This window comes from Streptomyces sp. WAC 06738, assembly GCF_003945505.1.
Classification (GTDB): Bacteria; Actinomycetota; Actinomycetes; order Streptomycetales; family Streptomycetaceae; genus Streptomyces.
The window spans coordinates 4,821,538-4,842,517 of record NZ_CP029618.1; the positions used below are offsets into that span (position 1 = coordinate 4,821,538).

Genomic DNA, 20,980 nt, shown 5'->3' on the forward strand with positions numbered 1-20,980 from the left:
GTCAGGAACGGTCGTCGACGACGTCCAGGTCGACGAACCTGGGCTCGGAGGTGCACAGCTCGCGGAACCGCGCCGCGATGCGCTGCGTTTCCGGCAGGTCGTTGTTGACCATTGCCTGCTCATAGGACGGGAATTCGACGATGTCCACGAAATGCCGGCTGCTTTCCCGGTCACGTCCGTGGATTTCCCGCGACATCGTGCGCTTTCCCTCGGTGGCCGTCATCCATTCGTCCATGGCCCGGCCCAGTTCCTCGGGGCGGTCGGATTCGTACTCGATGAGCTGCACGAACGTCATCGTCCTCAGCTTCCCTTCGCGTACTCGGTCGCCATGGCGCCGGCGAAGTCGTAGAGGACGACCTGTTCGTCACCCACTACCCAGGCGTCGTGGCCGGGCGGGCAGACGAAGACGTCGCCGGCCTGCACTTCGGATTCCTGGCCGCTGTCCATGAGGATGTGCATGCGGCCCTGAACGACGTAACCGTTGTGGTGCACCATGCAGGTTTCGGTACCCGCCAGGGGTTTGACCGACTCCGACCAGCGCCAGCCGGGCTCGAAAGTCGCGACCGCGAAATCCAGTCCTGTCATGTGCACCGCTTCGAGGTGACCGCGCGGGAAGTCGCGTCGTTCGTCCGGCTTCTCGATGGTCTTCACTTCCAGCATCGCGATACCTCCCTTCTTGCCCTTCCAGTGTGCGCTTCGCGCGCCGAGGGCGGCAACCAGAGGGAGGTATCGCGGGAGAGCCCTAGACGCCGGAGTACGAGTGCAGACCGTCGACGAACATGTTCACGCCGTAGTAATTGAAGAGGAAGCAGAGGAACGCGACGATCGCCAGGTACGCGGCCTTGCGGCCCTTCCACCCGGCCGTCGCCCGGGCGTGCAGGTAACAGGCGTACGCGACCCACGTGATGAACGACCAGACCTCCTTGGGGTCCCAGCCCCAGTAGCGGCCCCAGGCGCTCTCGGCCCAGATCGCGCCCGCCACGATGGTGAAGGTCCAGAACGGGAAGACCGCCGCGTTCACCCGGTAAGCGAACTTGTCCAGCGACGACGCGGCCGGCATCCGGCTCAGCACCGAGCGCGCGAACGAACCGGGCTGCGGGCCCTTCGGGTCCGCGAGCTTCGCCTCGTAGCGGTCCCGGAAGAGGTAGAGGACCGTCGCGACCATGCCGAGGTAGAACAGCGCCCCGCAGGCGATGGCGAGCGAGACGTGGATCCACAGCCAGTACGAGTCGAGCGCCGGCACCAACTGGTCGCTGTCGGTGTAGAGCACCGACACCGCGAGGCCCAGGTCGAGCAGGACCGTGGTGACCAGCGGCAGGCCCATCCAGCGGATGTTCTTGCGGGCCGCCAGGAAGCCCAGGTACGCGGCCACCGCGACCATGGAGAAGGTCGTGGAGAACTCGTACATGTTGCCCCACGGCGCGCGCTGCACCGACAGGGCGCGCGTCAGCACCCCGGCGGCGTGCAGCGCGAAGGCCAGCACCGTGAGGGAGATCGCCACGCGGCCGTAGACGTCGCCCTGCTCGTCGCCGCCCGCGGCCCCGGGGCCGTCCGGCACGGCCGGGGCGCCGGAGGCGCCGCGGGTGACGACCTTCGGGCGCTCCAGCACGGCGGTGCCGCCGCCGCGCTTCTTGACCGTGACGGTCACGGCGGGCGCGTCCGCGCCGGCCGCCTGCCGCGGGGTGAGCGCGGCGGCGGTCGTGGCCACGCGGCTACGGCTGCCGAAGACCCACTCCCCGACATGCGCGAAGAAGGCGAGGGCGTAGACGGCCATCGCCGAGTAGATGAGGACGTTGCTGATGTCCGCCAGGTTCTGGTCCGTCGCGGCAGCGATGTTCACGCGCGCGCTCCTTCATCGGGCTTGGCTTCGGGCCCTTCGGGCTCGTCGGGTTCGTCTGACTCGGTCTCTTCTGTCGTGGCTGCGGGCTCGGCTTCGGACTCTACGGACTTCCCACCCGCCGCCGCGGACGGCCCCCCGGCCGTGCCGGACTTGTCCCCGGCCGCCGCGGCATCGGTGTCGTCGGTCTCCTCGGCGCCGGTGTCCTCGGCGTCGGCGTCGTCCGCGGTCGCCACCGCCGGTGCCCCGTCCGTCTGCAGCGCCACCGCCAGGTCCGCCAGCTCCTCCGGCAGCCGCGCGCTCTCGCTCCGCCCGAGACCCGCCATCTCCACGACCGTACGGCCGTCCGCCCCCGGCGCCGTACGCACCCACACGCGCCGGCGCTGGATGAACAGCGACCCGGCGAGGCCGACGATCGCGAGGACGGACCCGCCCAGCGCCCAGTAGTTGCCGGGCTGCTGGGAGACCTGGAAGCTGGCCCACCGCTCCAGCCGCTCGAACTTCAGCGACCCCGCCCCGTTCGGCAGCGTGAACGTGTCGCCGGGCCGCAGCGACTTCCGCAGCGGCTCGCCGTTCTTCTGCTTGAACTGCTTCAGCCGCTCGGTGTCGAGCTGGTACACGTTCTGCGGCACGCCGGAGTCCACGCCGAGGTCGCCGCGGTAGGCGTTGAGGAAGAGCGCGGGGTACTCGGGTCCCGGGAACTGCGAGACCATCCCGTCCTTGCTGTAGCCGCCGAACGTCGGGGTGAAGAAGCCCTGGAAGGCGATCTGCGTCTTCTCGCCGTTCTCGTCCCGGTAGTCCGGGACCTTGATCGCGCCGGTGGAGGTGTGGTTGCCGTCCTGCGGCAGGAACGCGACCGGGCCGCTGAACGCCACGTCGCCCTGGCCGTCGCGGACCGTGACGACGGGCGCGTAGCCGTGGCCGATGAGGAAGATCTTGGTGTCGTCGATCTGGAGCGGGTGGTTGACCTCGACGCGGGCCTTGTGCTGCTCGCCCGCCGCGCCCTTCCACCAGGTGAGATCGGCGTAGAACTCGCGCGCCGTGCCGCGCTGCGGCCCGTCCTTCTCGAACGTCGCCGTGAAGTCGTCCAGCGTGAAGCCGAACGAGTCGAGGTCGGCGCCGAACGCGGAGTCCTGGAAGTCGTCGTACTGCGTGAGGGTGTTGGCGAAGCCGTCGCCCTTGACGATGAGCTTGCCGCCCTCGACGCGCAGCAGGTTCCCGACGGCGAAGGCGACGAGGAGGACGAAGAGCGCGATGTGGAACAGCAGGTTGCCGGCCTCGCGCAGATAGCCCTTCTCGGCGGAGATCGCGCCCTCGTCGCCGGCCGGCGCCACGGCGTAGCGGAACCGGCGCCGCCGCAGGATCCGCTCCGCGGCCGCGCGCACCTCGGCCTCGTCGGCCTCGGTCTCCCACGTCGTGTACGCGGGCAGCCGCGTCAGGTTCCGCGGGGCGCGCGGCGGGCGGGCGCGGAGCTGGCCGACGAACTGCCAGGAGCGCGGGATGATGCAGCCGGCCAGCGAGACGAAGAGCAGGATGTAGATCGCCGAGAACCACACCGAGCTGTAGACGTCGAAGAGCTGGAGCTTGTCGTAGAGCGGGCCCAGCGTCTCGTGCCGCTCGCGGAACTGGCCGACCGCGATCTCGTCGACCGAGTTCTGCGGGATGAGCGAGCCGGGGATGGCGCCGAGCGAGAGCAGGAACAGCAGTATCAGCGCCACCCGCATCGAGGTGAGCTGCCGCCAGAACCAGCGCGCCCACGCCACCAGCTCGCGCCCGAACGAGCCGCCCTGCGGCACCGGGCTCTGCGGCGAGTCGTCGACCGGTGCCGTGGACAACTGGGACGCGGCGGCCGTCAGTTCGCGCTCGTCGGTCGTGGTCATGGGTCAGATCCCCACCGTGTAGTTCGACGTCCAGACCTGCATCTCGTTGATGATGCGGTCCCAGGCGCCCGTGAGTAGCAGGATGCCGGTCACGACGAGCATGCCGCCGCCGATGCGCATGACCCACACGTAGTGCCGCTTCACCCAGGCGAAGGCCCCGAGCGCCCGTCGGAAGGCGATGGCGGCGACGATGAACGGCAGCCCCAGGCCCAGGCAGTACGCGACCGTGAGCAGCGCGCCGCGACCGGCGCTCGCCTCGTTCGTGGAGAGCGCGAGCACCGACATCAGCGTCGGCCCGATGCACGGCGTCCAGCCGATGCCGAAGACCATGCCGAGCATCGGTGCCCCGGCGAGACCCACCGCGGGCCGCTTGTGGATCCGGAACTCCCGCTGCGTGAACCCGCCGAGGGTGCGGCCCAGTATCCCCATGAACATCAGCCCGAGCACTATCGTCAGCCCGCCGACGACCTTGGAGATCGTCTCCTTGTGCTCCAGGAGGTTGTTGCCGACGCTGCCGAAGAACGCGCCCGTCGAGACGAAGACCGCGGTGAAGCCGAGGACGAAGAGCCCGGCGCCTGCGGCCATCCGCCCGCGGCGGGCGTTCTCCAGGTCGGTGCCGCTGACCCCGGTGACGTAGCTCAGGTAGCCCGGGACGAGCGGCAGCACGCAGGGCGAGAAGAAGGACACCAGGCCACCGAGCACCGCGACCGGCAGGGCCAGCAGCAGGGCCCCGGTCAGCACGGTCTGGTTCGGCTCCACCATGGTTTCTACGTCACTTCTCCTCGACGACCGGTTCGAGCGCTGTGCGCAGCTCCTTCTCGGAGAGCGGCTTGAGGGCCCGTACGGCGATCTTCCCGTCCCGGTCGAGGATGAGCGTGGAGGGGATGGCCTGCGGCGAGAGGGTGTTCTCGGGGAACTTCAGGATCAGCTTGCCGGACGGGTCGTACAGGCTCGGGTACTCGATCTCGAAGGTGCGGTCGAACGCCTGGGCGTTGGCCACGTCGAGGTCGCGGGTGTTGATGCCGATGAACTGCACACCGCGGTCGGCGGTGTCCTCCGAGACCTTGCGCAGGTTCGGCGCCTCGGCGCGGCAGGGGGCGCACCAGGAGCCCCACACGTTGAGGACGACGACCTTGCCCCGGTAGTCGGCGAGCGCGAGCTGCTCGCCGTCGGTGGTCTCGCCGGAGATGTCCGGCGCGGCGAGGCGGTCGCTCGCCTTGACCACGGTGAGCTGGCCGGTGCCGCTGACGAACTGGGTGTTGCCACCGGACGACGTCGCGTCCTCGCCGCACGCGGTCAGCGCCAGCGCGCCGGCGACGGCCGCGGCGGCGGCCGCGAGGGTCCGGCGGTGGAGCCTCCTCGCAGAAATCATGTGAAAAGTTTCGCATGGCCCGGAGAGGGATCTTCTCCACCCCCCTGTAGCGCCGCGCGGCGGAACGGAAGGGCTGCTCAGGGGGCGCGGGGGCGGTGGGGTCCGCCGGCCGCGGGGCCGCTGGACGGCGGGTCCATCGGCCGCGGGGACGCTGGACGGCGGGCCGGCTGGGCGGGGGGTCCGCTGGGCCGCGTACGGGCCGGAGGGGCCGCCCGTGCGCTACGCCCGCGGGGCGTTGGCCGCCGCGCCGCGGATGGCGCCCCGGCCGAACTTGCGCTGCGCACCCGCGAGGAGGTGCGGCGGCACGAGGTCGCGGGCGGGCTCGCTGTAGCCGACGGAGACGATGTCGTCGCCGTCGAAGGTGAACGTCGTCAGCGACGCCAGCGTGCACTGCCGCGACCGGGGGTCGTGCCAGAGCCGCCGGCCCTCCGCGAAGCTGCGCAGGATCCAGATGGGCAGTTGGTGGCTGACGCAGACGGCCTCGTGGCCGCGGGCGGCCTCGCGGGCGGACTGCACCGCGCCCATCATCCGGACGACCTGCTCGATGTACGGCTCGCCCCAGGAGGGGCGGAAGGGGTTGGTGAAGTACTTCCAGTTCGCCGGCTTGCGCAGCGCGCCGTCGCCGACGCCGAACGCCTTGCCCTCGAAGACATTGGCCGCCTCGATGAGCCGGTCGTCGGTGGCGACCTCCAGGCCGTGCGCCTTCGCGACGGGCGCGGCGGTCTCCTGCGCCCGCTCCAGCGGGGAGGCGACGACGTACCGCACGTCGCGCGCGGCGAGGTGCTCCCCCACGCGCTCGGCCATCCGCCGGCCCAGGTCGGAGAGGTGGTAGCCGGGATTACGGCCGTAGAGGACGCCGTCGGGGTTGTGGACCTCACCGTGGCGTACGACGTGCACGACGGTGAGATTCTCTTCATCTTTACCGCGCATGTCAGCCATTTTGGACGTCCCTGCCCCCGGCCGGTGACCCGCCCCCGGCTTCGTCACCCGCTTCCGCCGCCGCGCGGGCGGCGACGGGCAGCGCGCGGGCGATCCGTTCCATCGCGTCCCCGTCGAGAGCGGTCGAGACGAACCAGCACTCGAAGGCGGACGGCGGCAGGTAGACGCCCTCGGCGAGCATGGCGTGGAAGAAGGCCGTGAACTGCTCCGTACGCTGCGCCTTCGCGCCCTCGTAGTCGATGACGGGGGAGTCGGAGTCGGTGAAGAAGACGGAGAACATGTTGCTCGCCGTCTGCACCCGGTGCGGCACGCCCTCCTTGGCCAGCGCCTCGGTGACGAGCCCGCGGAGCTGCCGGGAGACGGCGTCCAGCGTGTCGTACGCCGCGTCGTCCAGGAGCCGGAGCTGCGCGAGCCCGGCGGCGGTGGCGACGGGGTTCCCGGAGAGCGTGCCCGCCTGGTACACCGGCCCGGCCGGCGCGAGCCGCGCCATGACGTCCGCCCGGCCGCCGAACGCGGCGGCGGGGAAGCCGCCGCCCATGACCTTGCCGAAGGTCATCAGGTCCGGGGTCACGCCGTCGACGCCGTACCAGCCGGCCCTGGAGGTGCGGAAGCCGGTCATCACCTCGTCGGACACGTACAGCGCGCCGTGCTCGGCGCACAGGTCCTTCAGCCCCTGGTTGAACCCGGGCAGCGGCGGCACCGTGCCCATGTTCCCGGGGGACGCCTCGGTGATCACGCAGGCGATGTCCCCGGGGTGTTCTTCGAACGCCGCGCGGACGGCTGCCAAATCGTTATACGGCAGGACGAGGGTCTCGCCGGCCTGCGCGCCGGTGACCCCGGGGGTGTCCGGCAGCCCGAGCGTGGCGACCCCGGAGCCGGCCGCGGCGAGCAGCGCGTCGACGTGCCCGTGGTAGCAGCCGGCGAACTTCACGACCTTCGCCCGCCCGGTGAACCCGCGCGCCAGCCGGATCGCCGACATCGTCGCCTCGGTGCCGGAAGAAACAAGTCGTACCTGCTCAGCGGGGGTGACCCGGGAGACGATCTCCTCGGCGAGCGCCACCTCGCCGGCACCGGGGGTGCCGAACGACGTCCCGCGCGCGACGGCCTCCTGCACCGCGGCGGTCACCTCGGGGTGCGCATGGCCGAGGATCATCGGTCCCCACGAGCAGACGAGGTCGACGTACTCGCGGCCGTCGGCGTCCGTCAGGTACGGACCCTTCCCCGACACCATGAACCGGGGCGTACCGCCCACGGCACGGAACGCACGCACCGGAGAGTTCACGCCGCCGGGCGTCACGGCGGCCGCACGGTCGTAGAGCTTCTGCGAGACTGGAGCCTGGTACGGATAAGTCACGCAAGCCATGGTCTCAGAGTCGCAAGGCGACCCGCGTCGGGGTGTTTCGCGGGCCCGCTGCTGGGGATGTAGCTGAGACGATGATCGGGTTGCGCGGCGGGGGCAGTGCACATCTGAGAGCAGTCGGGTGGAGATATGCATCGCGGTGGCGAACTGGGCGAAGGGACCGATGACCGAGGGCCCCGGCGCGCCAGGTCCGGACGCCATCGCCGGGTGAACCACGGCGGCGAGGGCGTGAACAAGAACGACGGCCGATCGGGCGGCGTGACATATAAGTACTTCGGCGCGCCCGACGGCGCGACGGCGGCCCGCGTGCCGATCTCCATGCGCCCGGAGGAACTCGGCGGCGACGAACTCGGCCAGGGCGGGCTCTTCGCCAAGGTGAAGCCCGAGACGATGTCCGCGATGGTCCTCACCGGCATCGAGGGCATACCGCTCCACAAGGTCCCGCCCCTGGAACTCGTCGTCCTCCACCCCGACTACGCGGTGGTCCGCCTCCCCATGACGGTGGTCGACCCCCTCCGCGGCATCGGCGAGGAAGAGGTCGGCGCCGCCGCCTTCATCTGGTCCACGGTCCCCGACCGCGGCGGCCCCCGCGACGCCTTCGACGTCTACCGGATGCTCCACGAATGGCAGGAGTTCGCCGACCGCCTCCACGAGGCGGGCCACCAGCCGTACTGCCTAGTGTGGCCCTGACCTGCGCTTTAGTGAGCTTACGGTCTCGGTTGCAGGAGCGGACTCAGGGGTCTCGCGAAGGCGGTGATCAGGCCGCCAGGGCACATTGAGGGCACACGCCGGAGTGATCTCCGGGGGATGTGCCCTCTGTCGTGTCCGCCCTGTCCTTGCCGACGCTGGCACCCAGTACGGCGTTGATCGCCTGACGGGTACGAACCTCGCTCTGCGGCATGAGGTGGGTGTACGTCCGCAGCGTGAAGCCGGGATCGGAGTGCCCGAGGTATTCGGAGAGGGCCTTGATGCTCTCCCCGGCGTCGAGGAGCACCGAGGCGTACGTGTGCCGTAGGGCATGCATGCCGTCGTCGGGCGCGGCGGCCATGTACTTCGCCCCGCGCTCGCGGGGCGGGATGACTTCGGCGGTGACGAGCGCGCGCTTCCAGTCGCCCTGGTTGAAGACGCTCCGGTTGTAGGCGTTGCCCTTGGTATCCGTGAAGATCAGCCGGTGCGTCTGCGGCTCACCGTCCGGCGTGGCCCAGGGCAAGGCGATGTTGGTCGCGGGAAACTTCTTCAGGTGCCGCTTCAGCACCTTGGCCAGCTCGTCAGGCAACGGCACTGAGCGAATCCGATCGCCCTTCGGCAGGGCGAACACCTTCTTGCTGCGTACCAGCTGTATCTGGCGCCTGACGTGGACCAGCTTGCGAGTGAAGTCGATGTTGCCCTCGGCGACGCCGAAGATCTCTCCCTGACGGAGTCCGCAGCCGAAGCCCAGCGAACCGCCGGCCGTGAAACGGTCGGGGAGACCGGAGATCACCGCTTGAACCCGGTCGAGCGCCCACGGCACCACCGCCTTCTTCGCGTGCTTCGGCAGCTTCACGGAACTGGACCGGCACGGGTTCCGAGCCAGGAGACCGTCCTCGACGGCCGCGTCCAGCATGCCCACCAAAACGTCATGAACACAGCCGATGCTGGACGCCTGTAGCCCGGCGGCCTGTACCTTCTTGATCCAGCCCTGGATGCTCGACGGTCGGGTCAGGTTGCGGACCTCATGCCCACCGAGGTGCGGAACGATGTGATTCCGGATTTCGCGCTCGTATCGCTGGTACGTCGTCGGTCCCGCTGTTACGGCCGCGAGCCATTGCTCGGCGTACTCGGCGAGGGTGATCTTCCCGGCCGAGGGGTCGACATGAACGCCGCGCTGCAAGTCGTTCTCGACCTCGGCGGCGCGGGCGTCGGCCTTGGCTTTGATCTCGTAGTTCTCTTTGCGCTGGGTGCCGTTGAGGTCGCGGTAGCGGACCTGCCAGCGTTTGCCGGTGCCGTGGTCGCGGGTGGCCACCAGGCGGCGGGTGCGGCTCTTGTGCTCGGGGCATTGGGGGTCGTCGGGCCTGGGGTGGGATTTGTGCCAGCGGTCGTAGACGTCAGCCATCGAGCAGGGCCTCCTTGAGGTCGTCCAGCAGGTGGATGAGTTCGGTCTTGGTCAGGTGGCCGAGCGGATTCGGGCCCGGGGAGTTGCCTCCCTTCGTGACGAGGTGGTCGGCGCGGCGGCCTTCGGGCCGGGTGCGGGTGGCGTGGTCGAGCGCGGTGTCGTTCTCGCGCGGGAGGAGGGGGTGGATGCCGTCGGCCCAGTCCCAGGCGTGGCGGGTGGTGACGTTGCCGGCGCCGGTGACGGTGGTGTTGGTGTCGTCGGCGACCGGGGGGAGCAGGAGGGTGGTTGGTGAGACGCCGAGGGCTGCGGCGAGGGCGGCGAGGTCGTCGACGTCGCAGCGGCGGTCGCCGCGTTCGATCTTGCTGAGGGCGGTGGAGGGGATGGGGCGGCCCAAGTCGGTCAGGCGCTCGGCGAGTTGGCGCTGGGAGAGGCCGAGGAGGGTGCGGATGCGTTCGATGTTGGTGGCGGTCTGACGGCCGGTGGGGCCGATCTCCACGGGGCGGGTTGCCATGACCGCGATGTTCACCTGGGGGGCGGGTTCCAGGCAAGTCCCAGTGTACGGGCTGCGGGGTGCGGAGCAGGGAGGGTCGGCGGGGCGCGGCGGGGAACATAGACGACGATCGCCGGTTAGCCAAACCGGCGTTCCTGCTGACAATTGACGTATCGAGTTCAACACCCGGTGTCGTTTGGTCGTGTTACATGGTTTCGGCCACAATGTCGCCGGATGGGTTCCCGAACGTGTGGCGCCATCCCGCGCCGCACGGCCACCGTCTCGTCATGATGGAGAGTGTTGGATGCGTTCATCCCGTGCCACTGGGTCCGCCGCAGCCTCGTCCCGTACGCCGTCGTCCAGCTCGGAGCGCCGGCCGCTGGCTTCCCCGGAGGAGCTGTCGGCCTATCTCGGTGTTCCGCTGGGGACTTTGTACTCCTGGAATCACCGGGGGATCGGTCCGAAGGCGACCAAGGTCGGCCGTCACCTGCGCTACCGCTGGGAGGAGGTGGAGGTGTGGCTGGATTCCCGGACGACGGACCACGACGTGGCCTGACCGCCAAGACGAGGTGGCCCCCGGTGCGCCAACACCAGAGGCCGAGGACACCTCAAGAAACCGCCCTGTAAGCGATCTACCAAGCGGTGTGGGCCGGGTGGCTGCCCGGCCCGCACCGGGTGAGGAATGTCCGTGAGTGAGGGTACAGCCCCGACCCCTCCCACCGAACCACCACAATCCGCCGGCACCGGCCGGGAGGCGGGTGATCACCTCGTTGCTGCGGCCCGCGCCAGCCAGGAACGGCAGGGACCGCAGCCCTCCGCACCTGTCTCGCACCGGGAGCAACGCCGTGATGCCCGTGCTGCTGAGCTGGTCGCGCGCGCTGAGCGCAATGCCGCCCGGACGGCCACGGCACGCGAACAGAACCCCCAGACCGAACCCGCGAGTTCCGGTCAGCCCACATCCGCAGACCGCACCACGACTTCCGGCCAAGGCAGGGCATCGGGTCAGCCGACCGCCGCGGACCGGGCGGCTGACCCCGCGGTCAGCGACCCGACCGCAGCGCCGCCAGGGACCGGTGGTCACGGGAGGGCGGATGTCTCCGGGGGTTCCGGTGGCCTGCCTTCCGCTGACCTGACCGCTTCGGCTGGTGGGGGTGTGGTTGAGGGGGTGGAGGTGCTGGGCGAGTTGCGGTCGGCGATTGCCCGGTACGTGGTGCTGCCGAATGAGGAGGCGTTGACCGCGGTCACGTTGTGGGTGGCGGCCAGCCACCTTCAGCCGGTGCTGCAGCATGCGCCGAGGATGGCGATCGTGGGGCCGACTAAGAAATGCGGGAAGTCCCGTCTGCTGGACATCCTCGCCGAAACGGTCAACAGGCCGATGATCACGGTCAACACCAGTCCCGCGGTCATCTTCCGCGTGATCGGTATGGAGCCGCCGACGCTGCTGGTGGATGAGGCGGACACCATTTTCGGCGCGAAGGTGGCGGAGAAGAACGAGGAACTGCGCGGGCTGCTCAACGCCGGGCACCAGCGCAACCGCCCGGCCTGGCGGGTCACCGGCCCTGACCACGAGCCGACCGCGTTCCCGACCTTCGCCATGGCCGCACTCGCCGGGATCGGCGACCTGCCGGACACCATCATGGACCGTTCCATCGTCATCCGGATGCAGCGCCGCCGCAAAGGCGAGGAGATCGCCGACTTCCGGGTGCCCCGCGACAGCCGGGTCTCAACGACCTGCGCGAGCGGCTGACCGGGTGGCTGACCCCGCTGACCGAGCAGGCCGCGGAGATGACCCCGGCGATGCCGGTGACTGACCGGGCCGCGGACACGTGGGAGCCGCTGGTGCTGTTGGCCGACCTCGCCGGCGGTGACTGGCCCGCCCTGGCCCGGACGGCATGCGTCGCGATGACCGCGCACGAGGCCGGCCAGGACGAGGAAGCCAGCCTGAAGACCCGGCTGCTGCGCGACATCCGCCGCGCCTTCGCGGATGCAGGCGACCCCACCGCGCTGCGCACCCGCGACCTGCTCGCCACCCTGTGCCAGGACGCCGAAGCCCCCTGGGCCGACCACGCGACCGGTGGGCTGAACGCTTACCACCTGAGCAACCTGCTGCGCGACTTCGGCATCACCCCGGCCAACATCCGCTTCCCTGACGGCACCCAGGCCAAGGGCTACCCCCGCAGCCGGTTCACCGACGCCTGGGACCGCTACTGCCCCGAACCCGAGCCCGAAACCACCCCACATCACCACCCAGGACCGTCCCCAACCGCGACCGCGTCCCGGTCCCCGAGCACGGTCCCCGCGCCGGTCCCGGTCCCGAACACGGCGGTGGTCCCGCCGCCCGGCCCTACGCCCGGTCCCGCCCGCCGCCGCTAGTCCGTCCCGGGGACCGCCTGATGCGTCCCATCCGTCCCCGCGCAGCTCAGCGCCGGGACGGACGGGGTGGTTGGGACGGACTCATCCGTCCCGGTCCCCGTATCCGTACCTGCGCTGACCAGCCCTGCAACGCATGGGACGGATAGCACCCCATCCCCGACGAAGAAGGGACGACAACCATGCCCGGCCCCGATCACACCGCCGGCCGCCGCACAGACACCGGCAACCCGCCCGCCAACCGCGCAGCAAGGTATCCCCCTGGACCGTCCAAGATCGGTCCGTGTGGGGGTGTCTCTGCCCCGGGGGTGGCGGAGACCCAGGCCCGGCTCCAGGGGGAGCCGGACCAAAGCGGGACGGGCAGCGAGTCCGCCGGGCCGCTGCCGATCCGTGCCGCCATCGCCGCCGTGCACCGCGCTGCTCGCCGCCAGCGCCGCGATACCCGCCAGCGCACCCGGCGCCTGACGGTGCGCTTCAGCCGTGCTGAGGAAGCGCAGATCAAGACGCGGGCCAGGGAGCTGAACATCGCGGTCGCGCACCTGATGGCGGATGCCACCATGGCCGTGGTCGACCACACCATCCCGCTCGTCGGCCAGCGCACCGCCACCGACGACCTGATCGATGAACTCGCCGCCCTGCGCAGCGCCATCTCCCGGGTCAGCAACAACGTCAACCAGATCGCCAAGCGCCTGAACTCCCGCGGCCCCACCCACCCCACGGACACGGCCGTGCTGGCCGCCGCCGAGCAGGCCATCGCCCTCACCCAGGCAGTTCTGGAGTCCTTGGACTCCTCGGCCCACCCGGCCGCGAGCAGCCGGGCGGGCTGATGATTGCGAAGATCATGAAGCCGGGTCACAGCACCCGCAACACGATCGCTTACCTGTACAAGACCGGTCGCAGCCACGACCACACCGACCCGCACCTGGTCGCCGCCTGGGACGAACTGGTCCCCGACCCCGGCCGCACCGACAAACCCAAGCGGGCCCTCGGCCAGTTGGTGCAGGCCCTCGATGTGCGGGTGAAATAGGCCGGCGACCGCGCGCCGAAGGGCCACGTGTGGCACTGCGCGATCCGGGCCGCACCCGAAGACCCGATCCTCACCGACGAGCAGTGGGCCCAAGTCGCCCGCCGCATCGTGCACGCCACCGGCATCGCCCCTACCGGTGATCCGGACGGCTGCCGCTGGATCGCCGCCCGCCACGCCGACGACCACATCCACATCGTCGCCACCAAGATGCGCGACGACCTGCGCCGCCCCCGCCACTGGAACGACTACCACCGCGCCGACACCGAGCTGGCGAAGATAGAGACCGAGTGGGGGCTACGTGCCTACGACCGCGGCGACCGCACCGCCGCCAAACGCCCCACCCGCGCCGAAACCGAGAAAGCCACCCGCCGCACCGGCAGCCCCGTCACACCACGGGAGAAGCTGCGCGCCACCGTCCGCACCGCAGCCGCCCACGCCACCAGCGAAGACCACTTCTTCGCCCTCCTGGCCGGCGCCGACATCCTCGTCGACAAGCGCATCGCCCCCTCCGGGGACACCATCGGCTACAAAGTCGCCCTCGCCGGAGACACCAACGCCGCCGGGGACCCAATCTGGTTCGCAGGCGGCAAACTCGCCCCCGACCTCTCCCTGCCGAAGATCCGCGCCCGCCTCACCAGCCAGCCCTCCGACACCCCCACCACCCGCCAGGTCCAGCCCGCCGAGCGCTGGCGCCACACAACCACCGCACTCCGCAACGCCCACCGCACCCTGCACGAGAACAGCAGCCCCTCTGCTGCCCAAGCCGAGCTGGCCGCCGCCAGCGAACTGCTGGACATCCTGCCCGCCCTCACCACCGGCCCCGCCCGCCGCGGACTCTTCGCCGCCGCCCAGACCTTCGAACGCGCCACCCGCTCGGCCATCCGCTTCGACTACGCCCAAGCCGCCGAACTCCGCACCTCCGCCAAGCACCTCCTGCGCACCGCAGGCCAACCCATCCCCGACGCCCCCGCCCTCGACCTCCTGCTCACCCTCACCCTCCTGACCATTGCCGCCGCCCGCTGGCACCGCGCACAACGCCACACCCAACAAGCCGCAGCAGCCCGAGCCACCCTGCCCCACCTCCGCGCCGCCTACCGCCACACCGCCGCCCCAGCCCTAGACAACCTCACCCAGCGCGCCCCGGCACCTGCGGCCGTCGACCGCTACGACACCCTCGTCCGCATGGCCCTCCCAGAGCACGCCGAGCAGATCCTCACCGATGGGTCCTGGCCAGCCCTGGCCGCCACCCTTCACGAGGCCGAGTCCGACGGCCGCCGACCAGCCGACGCTCTGGCCAAGGCAGCCGACAGCCGCGAACTCGACACCGCGGATTCCGTCGCCGAGGTCCTCATCTGGCGCCTGCACAACACTCGGGGCGTGCAGCCCCGACGGGCTGAGGGCGCACAGACCCGGATCACCACCCGCAGCCGAACCGAGCAACGGCAGGTACAGGCACCGGACAACAAACGCCTCCCGACACCGTCTCTCAGCCCGGAACGCGCCCGACGACAGCGATAATGACGCCGCATGCGGTGGTCACCAGTTGTCCGGCCGCGGAGAACAGGCGGAGCCGCCAGGCACTGCGCGCCCCCCATCTCCCGGCATCCGCTGGAACCGACCCCATGCGCCGACAGGTGTGCGGTACCGTGTTCGTGCATCCGGTAGCAGAGGATCGGGAGCCGTGACGACATGACCGTGGACCCGGACCACGGAGTGTCGGCTCACGGGTGTGGAGCACGCCCACTCTGTAGCGCAAGCAAGGAACACATCTTTGGCATGCCACTCAAGCGTTGGCCGGGCGACGGGAGAGGCTGATGCATGTCCAATTCGCCGCAGAAACGTGCTGCACGCACCCGGATGTCATACACGGGTGAGAGCTATCAGGCCGCTCTCTCGGGAATTCCCCGTGAGCCTGTTCATGGGCTTGATTCGGCGACTATAGGGCAGCGGTATCTGCGAGTCCTCATGGCGCTTGGGATATTCAACCGAGGTCAGATTGCTGCGCATCCCTTCGGTAGCTGGGGTGCCAGCGAGATCATTTCATACACGGTCAAGATGTCGCCGCGATGGAACCAAACAGTCCTCATAGCGGATGCCCCTCATAATGTTGCAAAGCGCATACTGCCAACCAAGTCGAACCCGATCCATTTCCCAGGATTGAGGATGAAGCGGCTTACTGGATACGGGAGCTACGTTCTCAAGCATTTGCCAACAGGTGCAGAATTAGTCGTCACGGATAAGCCGTCGGGTAAGGTGGAAGACGCGAGCGAAAACGAATCATATTTTCGCCCGTGGAAGTGTGACCAGCCGCTAACCCATGTAGAAAATGAGCACCTCGGCGCAGTTCCCGCTATGACCGAGAGTGCCAAGGAGTTGCTTGCTGGGCTCACTGCGCGATTCTCTGCGCAGGACCCTGAGCGGCGGTGGGCTATCGGCAACTGGTATTGGGACCCGCTGGAGCGCCCAGTGGAGGAGCGAGAAGTCAACTGGTTCGCGCCGAACCTTCAGCGTCGACTTTGGGGCACGGGGGATCAGTGGGAGCTGACGTGGACCGATTTCCCGTACCCCGCCGATTTGGCGGAATCGCTGACTGACCCCGTGATTGGCATTCGCGGTGCGAAGCTAAGTAGACATCGAGATATATATGAAGTAACGCTCGGCGACGCCCTTCTGTCTATTCGAAAGTGGCGAACCTAGCGCGAGAGGCTGAAAAGAATCCGCCGTCTCTCCTCGAAGGCTGCTTCGCGTCATGTTTGAAATCCTACAGAATGTCCTCGAAGGAATACCGTGGTGGGCGGGGTGCCTGCTGGTGATAGTCCTTGTTGTTCCCGTGTACGCGAAATCTCTCCTGCCCAAGGAATCGCGCGATCGGTACAACTGGTGGGTCGCCTGGTGGGAGCATCGCCGTAAGCGGCTTGCCCTCAAGCGAAAGAAGAAGGCTCGGAAACGCTTGCCCCCACCTCAGTGAGTATGCGGGCGACTCCCGTACGCACCTGCTCGTCGTCACAATCGGGGTGCACCGCACGCACCTTGGTGTCGGTGCTGACGGTCTCAGCCTGTGCGAGCAGCGCGAGCGTCTGCGCGGCGGTCTGCGGGTCTTCGGAAACTGCGTCGCGAACTAAAGGTGCGGGCGTTCCTCCGCGGCCGCAGTGGAGAACCCGAGCGCGCGGTCGAGGCGGAGCATCACGTGCAGCATGTCGGCCGCGGCCGGCGCCCAGACCGCGCTTTTCGTATCCCGCGTGACAAGGCCGTCGTGTGGTTGTGCGGTTGAACTTGGCTGGGGCGTTGCCCAAACAGCAACGCCCCAGCCAGTTGAACTCCCCGTTCACGAGGGAGACTGCGCACGGGCCTGCCTCTTGGTCAGGGAGCAGGCACCCACAATGGGTGCTTCTCCATTCGGCGGGATTCCATCTAGGCAGGGCACGACGAGCGGCCCCGGTACTCTCCGCTTTCCGCACCGAGGTTGCTCGCGGTTGCCAACCGGGGGCCGCCCTTGCCTGCCAGCGTTAGGGGTGATCCGGCCGCGCGAGGGCCGGACACGATCTCCGTGCCCGGCCCGTTGCCCGCTCGTACCGTGCCGTCGCGGTGGTCCGGTAGATCCGCCGGCTCAGAGGCTCAGTGCCTTGCTTGCCGTGTGAGGGGGAGGCCCGTTCACCAACCGACGGTCAGTCGGGTGTCGGGCCGGGTGACGCGGGCGCCGTCGCCGAGCTGGTCGTTCTCGGTGGCGGCAGGGTAGGCCATGATGAGGGGGTGGGCCGGGCGCTCCTGGCTCCAGCGGTGCAGAAGGTCGTCGACCTGCTCGGTGAGCTGGTCGGAGTCTGGACCGTAGGTGATGGTGCCCAGTTCATCGGCGTCGTCGTCGACGGGGCGGGAAGTGAGATAGGCGAAGGTGCCGTCGATATACATGGCGGCACCGGACCAGCGGAGTGCGGGGGCGGCCAGGCCGAGGTCGCGAGCAGCGGGGCCGATGGACAGCTTGCCGAAACTCATGCCGGAATCGACCGTGGCGAGCCAGAGGTCGAGATGAGCTGCCTGCTCATCGTGGCGTACGTGGATTCCAGTCCAGTGCTGCTGAGCGGGGTAGCCGAGGACACCTGCCAGCGCGGCCTGGTCCGCCTCATCGTCGGCGTCGATCTTGAGGATGGCATCGTCGGCGAGTCGGACGTGGATCTCGCCCATCTCGGCCGCGCCACGCAGGGGGACGAACCCGCACACCGCCGCGTTGGTGCTGACCATGCGGTCCTCTTCGGTGCGGGTGAAGGCGATGGACCGCGTCAGGCCGCTGCCGTGGAGGCGCAAGGGGACGACGATCCGTCCGCCGGGCGCGAGTTGTGCCCACCAGGCGGCCGGGATGTCCCAGGCGCCGGCGGTGACGATGATCCGGTCGAACGGAGCGTGGTCCGGGGCGCCGAGAGCGCCGTCCTGGCACAGCACTGTGACGTGCTCATAGCTGGCTTCGGCCAGGTGGGTGCGGGCGCCTTCGGCGAGGTCGTCGTCGAGTTCGATGGTGACCACCTGCCCGCTCTCGCCGACGAGCTCGGCGAGCAGGGCGGCGTTGATACCGGTGGCCGCACCGATTTCCAGGACCTGCTGTCCGGGGGCGGCGTCGAGCTGTTCGAGCATGGTGGCGACGATGTTCGGGCTGGAGGCGGAGGAGACCGCGGTGCCGTCGGCCGCACGCTTGGTGACCACCTGCTTGGGCACGTACGCCGTGGCCAGGTCCACCTCGGGCAGGAACAGATGCCTTGGGATGGTGCGGAAGGCGTTCTTGACGGCCTCCGTGCGAAAGGTGCCGAGACTGTCGATCTTGGCCACGAGGGCGTCTCGCAGGGCGCGGGGATCAGTGGTCGGTGCAGGGGCGGTGTCCATGGTCACTGGCCTGACTGTAGTGGGCTGAGCAATAGCGACATCGAAGGTTCGCGGGTCCGTGCCGCTGCCGGGCTTGCGGTGGAAGACGGTGCGGCTTGCGGCACGGGCGACAGCGGCCTGGTGCTCCGCGCTGATGCCGAGGCGGTTGAAGGCGAACAGCAGATGGTCGGTGAGGACGGCGCGGATGCCGCGGGTCAGACCCCCGTGGCTGGCGAGGTCGGCGAGTGCTTTCGCGGCGTTCTCATAGGCCGCGGGCCAGGCGGGAGTCTGGGCAAGAGGGCTGCCAGGGCTGTCGTCGGCGGCGGTGATGAGCATCTGAACCCTGGCCTGGGTCGAAGCGGACGGCGCCATGGCGTGGGTGGCACGGTGTTCGGCGACGGCCGTCCAGATGTCGCCCTGCTCGTAGAAGTCCTGGCCGGCCGCCTGCATCATGCGGGTGGCCAGCCGCAGGCCGATCTCGTGCCGGTGGTCCGGCCCGCCGCACGCGCGGGCAAGGTGGGCGAGGACGTGGCGGCTGTCGGCATGGAAGAGACGGTGGGCGATCTCCATGGCCCGCTTGCCGCCGAAGCGGTACGTCTCCGGCTCGTACACCACGTCGGCGTGGGCGTTCAGGCCGGAGGCTTCGGCCATCTGCATGAGGAGCGTGGTGGTGTCCTCGTCGCGGTTGGCGGAAGGCCGGAGGCGCAGGCGCCAGGTTTCCCGCTTTCGGATGAACCACCAGGAGGTGATCGCTCCGTCGTCCTCGGCTTGGGCCAGCAGCGGCAGGTGATGGTGGACGGCCCGGTGTTCGGCGGCCTGCCAGGTGTCGCTGGATAGGTTGACCTGGCGCCAGGCAGGGGTGGGTTCGTCGCGTGTGATCACGGAAACTTCCTCGGTCTAGTTGATCAACAGGCAGGTGGGCCAGCCGCCGAGGGTGTCGGTGGCGATGCTGTGCAGGGTCAGGGCGATGCCCGCGCTGCCCTCGATGAGGCCGAGTGCTTGGTCGGGGGCGGTGTCGTAGGCGTGGTCGAGAAGGCGGACCAGCAGCCGGTCCAGGCCGCGGGCGATGCCGGGGGTGGTGGCGTCGGCTGCGGCGTGCCAGGCCGTGGCGAGGATTCCTGCCCATCCGTGGCAGAGGGCGGGGTCGGTGATACGGGCGAGTTGGGCGGGGTCGGCCAGGCACCGGGCGAGGGCGTCCTCGGCCGCGTGCTGGCGGGCAGTGTCGCCAAGTGCGAGGGCGGCGAGTTGCTGGGCGCGGGCGATGCCAGGGGTGCCATAGCACCAAGAGGGGCGGGCGGGTCCGTTCCGGTGCGGGCGGCCGTCTTCCAGTTCGTCGAGGCTGATCCGCTCGGGCCACCAGGGGCCGGCGGCCGACGGCTGGCGCCAGACGTCCAAGTGGTGGCTGATGGTCTCGATGGCGTCGGCGTGCCTGTCGACCGTGATGCCCTTGCGCATCGCGAGGGCGAGCAGGGCCTGTGCGGCGGTGATGCCGTGGGCCATGCCGAGGTTCGCGTGCCCGTGGTCGAAGGAGGAATCGCGCATCCCGGCCGGGAGGTCGGCTGTCCACCAGCCTGGTGCCCGGCTTCCGGCGGCGTCGTCCGCCGGGATGGGCTGGGTCAGGCTGACCAGATAGTCGAGAACCCCGCGGAGCAGGGTGCCGCCGGGATCGCGCCTGAGTAGGTAGGCACCCAGCCCCACGAGGCCGCGGGTGAGGTCGAACTCGTACTGCGACGGCCGCCGGGCGGCGTCCATCCGCTGGGCGGCGGCCGTCAGGCGGGCGCGGACGAGCTGGGCCACGGCGGCGTCCAGGCGGGCAAGAGCGCCTTGGTAGCGTCCGGGGGCGGCGAGGTGCAGGGCGAAGCCGACGGCGGGGGCGCCGAACCAGAGACCGGCTCCCGCCCCGGCGGTCAGGCCGTCGCGCGTGGCGCGGGCGAGCCATGCCTGCATCGCCTCGGTGCCGTCGAGGCCGTGCTGGACGCGCAGGCCGTGCAGAACGGCGATGCCGGCGGCGCCTTTGGACAAGGACTGGTCGCGCCAGCGTGGGCTGTCGGGCCGTACGTCGTCGCCGTAGTCCACATCCGGCGGCACGGCCAGTGCGTCCGCCAGTTCGGCGGCGATGGTGGCTGCGTGTGCGCGCAGGGCCGCGGCCGTGGCTGTCGTGGTCTCCCGCACGGCTACCGGCCCCCTCCCCGGTGTTGTCGATCGGTGTGGCGTGCGTCGCCGGCCAAGGCGACGGCCCGGGCCAGCTTGTAGGTCGTCGCCTCGGACGTTCCCCCGGGGACGTGGGCGCGGACGTGATGCAGGTGCAGTAGCGAGCCGAGCACCGTCGCTGGAGCTGGGAGATTGCCGGTGATGGTGAGGCGGGCGGTGTAATCGGCAGCCGCCTGCGTGCGGGCTGCCCAGGCCGCAGCGAGATCGCTGCCGCCCGGCAAGGTCTCCAACGTCCCGTCGTGGGCGAGGCGGAGCATGTGGCGGCGCGTCTGAGGGTCCTGGGGACCGGCGCCGTCGGCGTACTGGGGTGGTCGAGCAGCCAGCCCAGCCCTGCCTGTCGGCCGCCCATGATGGCGGCGGCGAGGTCGGCCATGCTCGCGGCGGTCAGCGCCTGCGGCGGGATCTCCCGGTGTGCGGCCAGGAAGGCGAGCTGGGCGAGGACGGCGGCGGAGTCGGCGGCGAACAGATGCTCGGCAGCGTTCATGGACGCCCCCGCACCGTAGCGGCCTGTCTCGGGTCGGTAGGTGTCGAAGGCGATCTCCCCGGCCAGCCCC

Annotated in this window: 17 protein-coding genes and 1 pseudogene; 6 read left to right on the forward strand and 12 right to left on the reverse strand. The window is 69.8% G+C overall.

Annotated elements, in window-relative coordinates; genetic code table 11:
- Position 1: 1 nt before the first annotated feature.
- The 8 genes from DMB38_RS21250 to hemL all read right to left on the reverse strand — a co-directional run bounded on the left by DMB38_RS21250 (position 2) and on the right by hemL (position 7,391).
- Positions 2-295 carry a hypothetical protein gene (locus DMB38_RS21250; RefSeq protein ID WP_125936529.1) on the reverse strand — a complete coding sequence of 98 codons (294 nt, stop codon included), beginning with the start codon at positions 293-295 and terminating at the stop codon, positions 2-4.
- Positions 296-300: 5 nt separating this feature from the next.
- A complete protein-coding gene (locus DMB38_RS21255; protein WP_125936530.1) occupies positions 301-660 on the reverse strand; it encodes a cupin domain-containing protein in 360 nt (119 codons plus the stop codon).
- An 82-nt stretch (positions 661-742) separates the two neighbouring features.
- Positions 743-1,840 carry a c-type cytochrome biogenesis protein CcsB gene (ccsB, locus tag DMB38_RS21260; RefSeq protein ID WP_125936531.1) on the reverse strand — a complete coding sequence of 366 codons (1,098 nt, stop codon included), beginning with the start codon at positions 1,838-1,840 and terminating at the stop codon, positions 743-745.
- Positions 1,837-3,717 (reverse strand): cytochrome c biogenesis protein ResB, encoded by a 1,881-nt coding sequence (locus DMB38_RS21265; RefSeq protein ID WP_125936532.1) that lies wholly within the window; start codon positions 3,715-3,717, stop codon positions 1,837-1,839. Before DMB38_RS21265 ends, ccsB begins: the two co-directional genes overlap by 4 nt.
- A 3-nt stretch (positions 3,718-3,720) precedes the next feature.
- Positions 3,721-4,479: a cytochrome c biogenesis protein CcdA gene (locus DMB38_RS21270; protein ID WP_206337721.1), complete on the reverse strand. Its 759-nt coding sequence runs from the start codon at positions 4,477-4,479 to the stop codon at positions 3,721-3,723.
- Between the two features lie 10 nt (positions 4,480-4,489).
- Positions 4,490-5,089: a TlpA disulfide reductase family protein gene (locus DMB38_RS21275; RefSeq protein ID WP_125936533.1), complete on the reverse strand. Its 600-nt coding sequence runs from the start codon at positions 5,087-5,089 to the stop codon at positions 4,490-4,492.
- A 219-nt stretch (positions 5,090-5,308) separates the two neighbouring features.
- The gene (locus DMB38_RS21280) at positions 5,309-6,019 is read right to left on the reverse strand and encodes a histidine phosphatase family protein (protein ID WP_125936534.1); all 711 of its coding nucleotides are present in this window, start codon (positions 6,017-6,019) and stop codon (positions 5,309-5,311) included.
- A 1-nt stretch (position 6,020) separates the two neighbouring features.
- A complete protein-coding gene (gene hemL / locus DMB38_RS21285; RefSeq protein ID WP_125936535.1) occupies positions 6,021-7,391 on the reverse strand; it encodes a glutamate-1-semialdehyde 2,1-aminomutase in 1,371 nt (456 codons plus the stop codon).
- A 126-nt stretch (positions 7,392-7,517) separates the two neighbouring features.
- Here hemL and DMB38_RS21290 point away from each other — a divergent pair, with 126 nt between their 5' ends.
- Positions 7,518-8,078: a hypothetical protein gene (locus tag DMB38_RS21290; RefSeq protein WP_173534870.1), complete on the forward strand. Its 561-nt coding sequence runs from the start codon at positions 7,518-7,520 to the stop codon at positions 8,076-8,078.
- Between the two features lie 67 nt (positions 8,079-8,145).
- Here the strand turns inward: DMB38_RS21290 and DMB38_RS21295 are convergent, their stop codons facing one another.
- Together DMB38_RS21295 and DMB38_RS37685 are read right to left on the reverse strand one after the other, a co-directional pair.
- Positions 8,146-9,480 (reverse strand): tyrosine-type recombinase/integrase, encoded by a 1,335-nt coding sequence (locus tag DMB38_RS21295; RefSeq protein ID WP_125936536.1) that lies wholly within the window; start codon positions 9,478-9,480, stop codon positions 8,146-8,148.
- Positions 9,473-9,991: a helix-turn-helix transcriptional regulator gene (locus DMB38_RS37685; RefSeq protein ID WP_346429512.1), complete on the reverse strand. Its 519-nt coding sequence runs from the start codon at positions 9,989-9,991 to the stop codon at positions 9,473-9,475. Before DMB38_RS37685 ends, DMB38_RS21295 begins: the two co-directional genes overlap by 8 nt.
- A 283-nt stretch (positions 9,992-10,274) precedes the next feature.
- On the opposite strand from DMB38_RS37685, the gene DMB38_RS21305 reads away from it, so the two are divergent.
- The 5 genes and pseudogenes from DMB38_RS21305 (at position 10,275) to DMB38_RS21320 (ending at position 14,885) form a co-directional block, all read left to right on the forward strand.
- Entirely contained in the window at positions 10,275-10,526 is a 252-nt protein-coding gene (locus DMB38_RS21305; protein WP_125936537.1) for a helix-turn-helix domain-containing protein, read from the forward strand.
- A 558-nt stretch (positions 10,527-11,084) separates the two neighbouring features.
- Positions 11,085-12,343: pseudogene (locus DMB38_RS21310) on the forward strand (DUF3631 domain-containing protein).
- A gap of 305 nt (positions 12,344-12,648) precedes the next feature.
- Entirely contained in the window at positions 12,649-13,167 is a 519-nt protein-coding gene (gene mobC, locus DMB38_RS21315) for a plasmid mobilization relaxosome protein MobC (protein ID WP_164716069.1), read from the forward strand.
- Complete coding sequence (locus DMB38_RS37015; RefSeq protein ID WP_240662403.1) at positions 13,167-13,367, forward strand: hypothetical protein; 201 nt, start codon at positions 13,167-13,169, stop codon at positions 13,365-13,367. Before mobC ends, DMB38_RS37015 begins: the two co-directional genes overlap by 1 nt.
- 27 nt (positions 13,368-13,394) lie before the next feature.
- Complete coding sequence (locus tag DMB38_RS21320; protein WP_240662404.1) at positions 13,395-14,885, forward strand: mobilization protein; 1,491 nt, start codon at positions 13,395-13,397, stop codon at positions 14,883-14,885.
- Between the two features lie 2,133 nt (positions 14,886-17,018).
- On the opposite strand, the gene fxlM is transcribed toward DMB38_RS21320, so the two are convergent.
- Together fxlM and DMB38_RS21330 are read right to left on the reverse strand one after the other, a co-directional pair.
- Positions 17,019-19,097 (reverse strand): methyltransferase, FxLD system, encoded by a 2,079-nt coding sequence (fxlM, locus tag DMB38_RS21325; RefSeq protein ID WP_125936539.1) that lies wholly within the window; start codon positions 19,095-19,097, stop codon positions 17,019-17,021.
- Between the two features lie 15 nt (positions 19,098-19,112).
- Entirely contained in the window at positions 19,113-20,387 is a 1,275-nt protein-coding gene (locus DMB38_RS21330) for a lanthionine synthetase C family protein (RefSeq protein WP_240662406.1), read from the reverse strand.
- Positions 20,388-20,980: the final 593 nt, after the last annotated feature.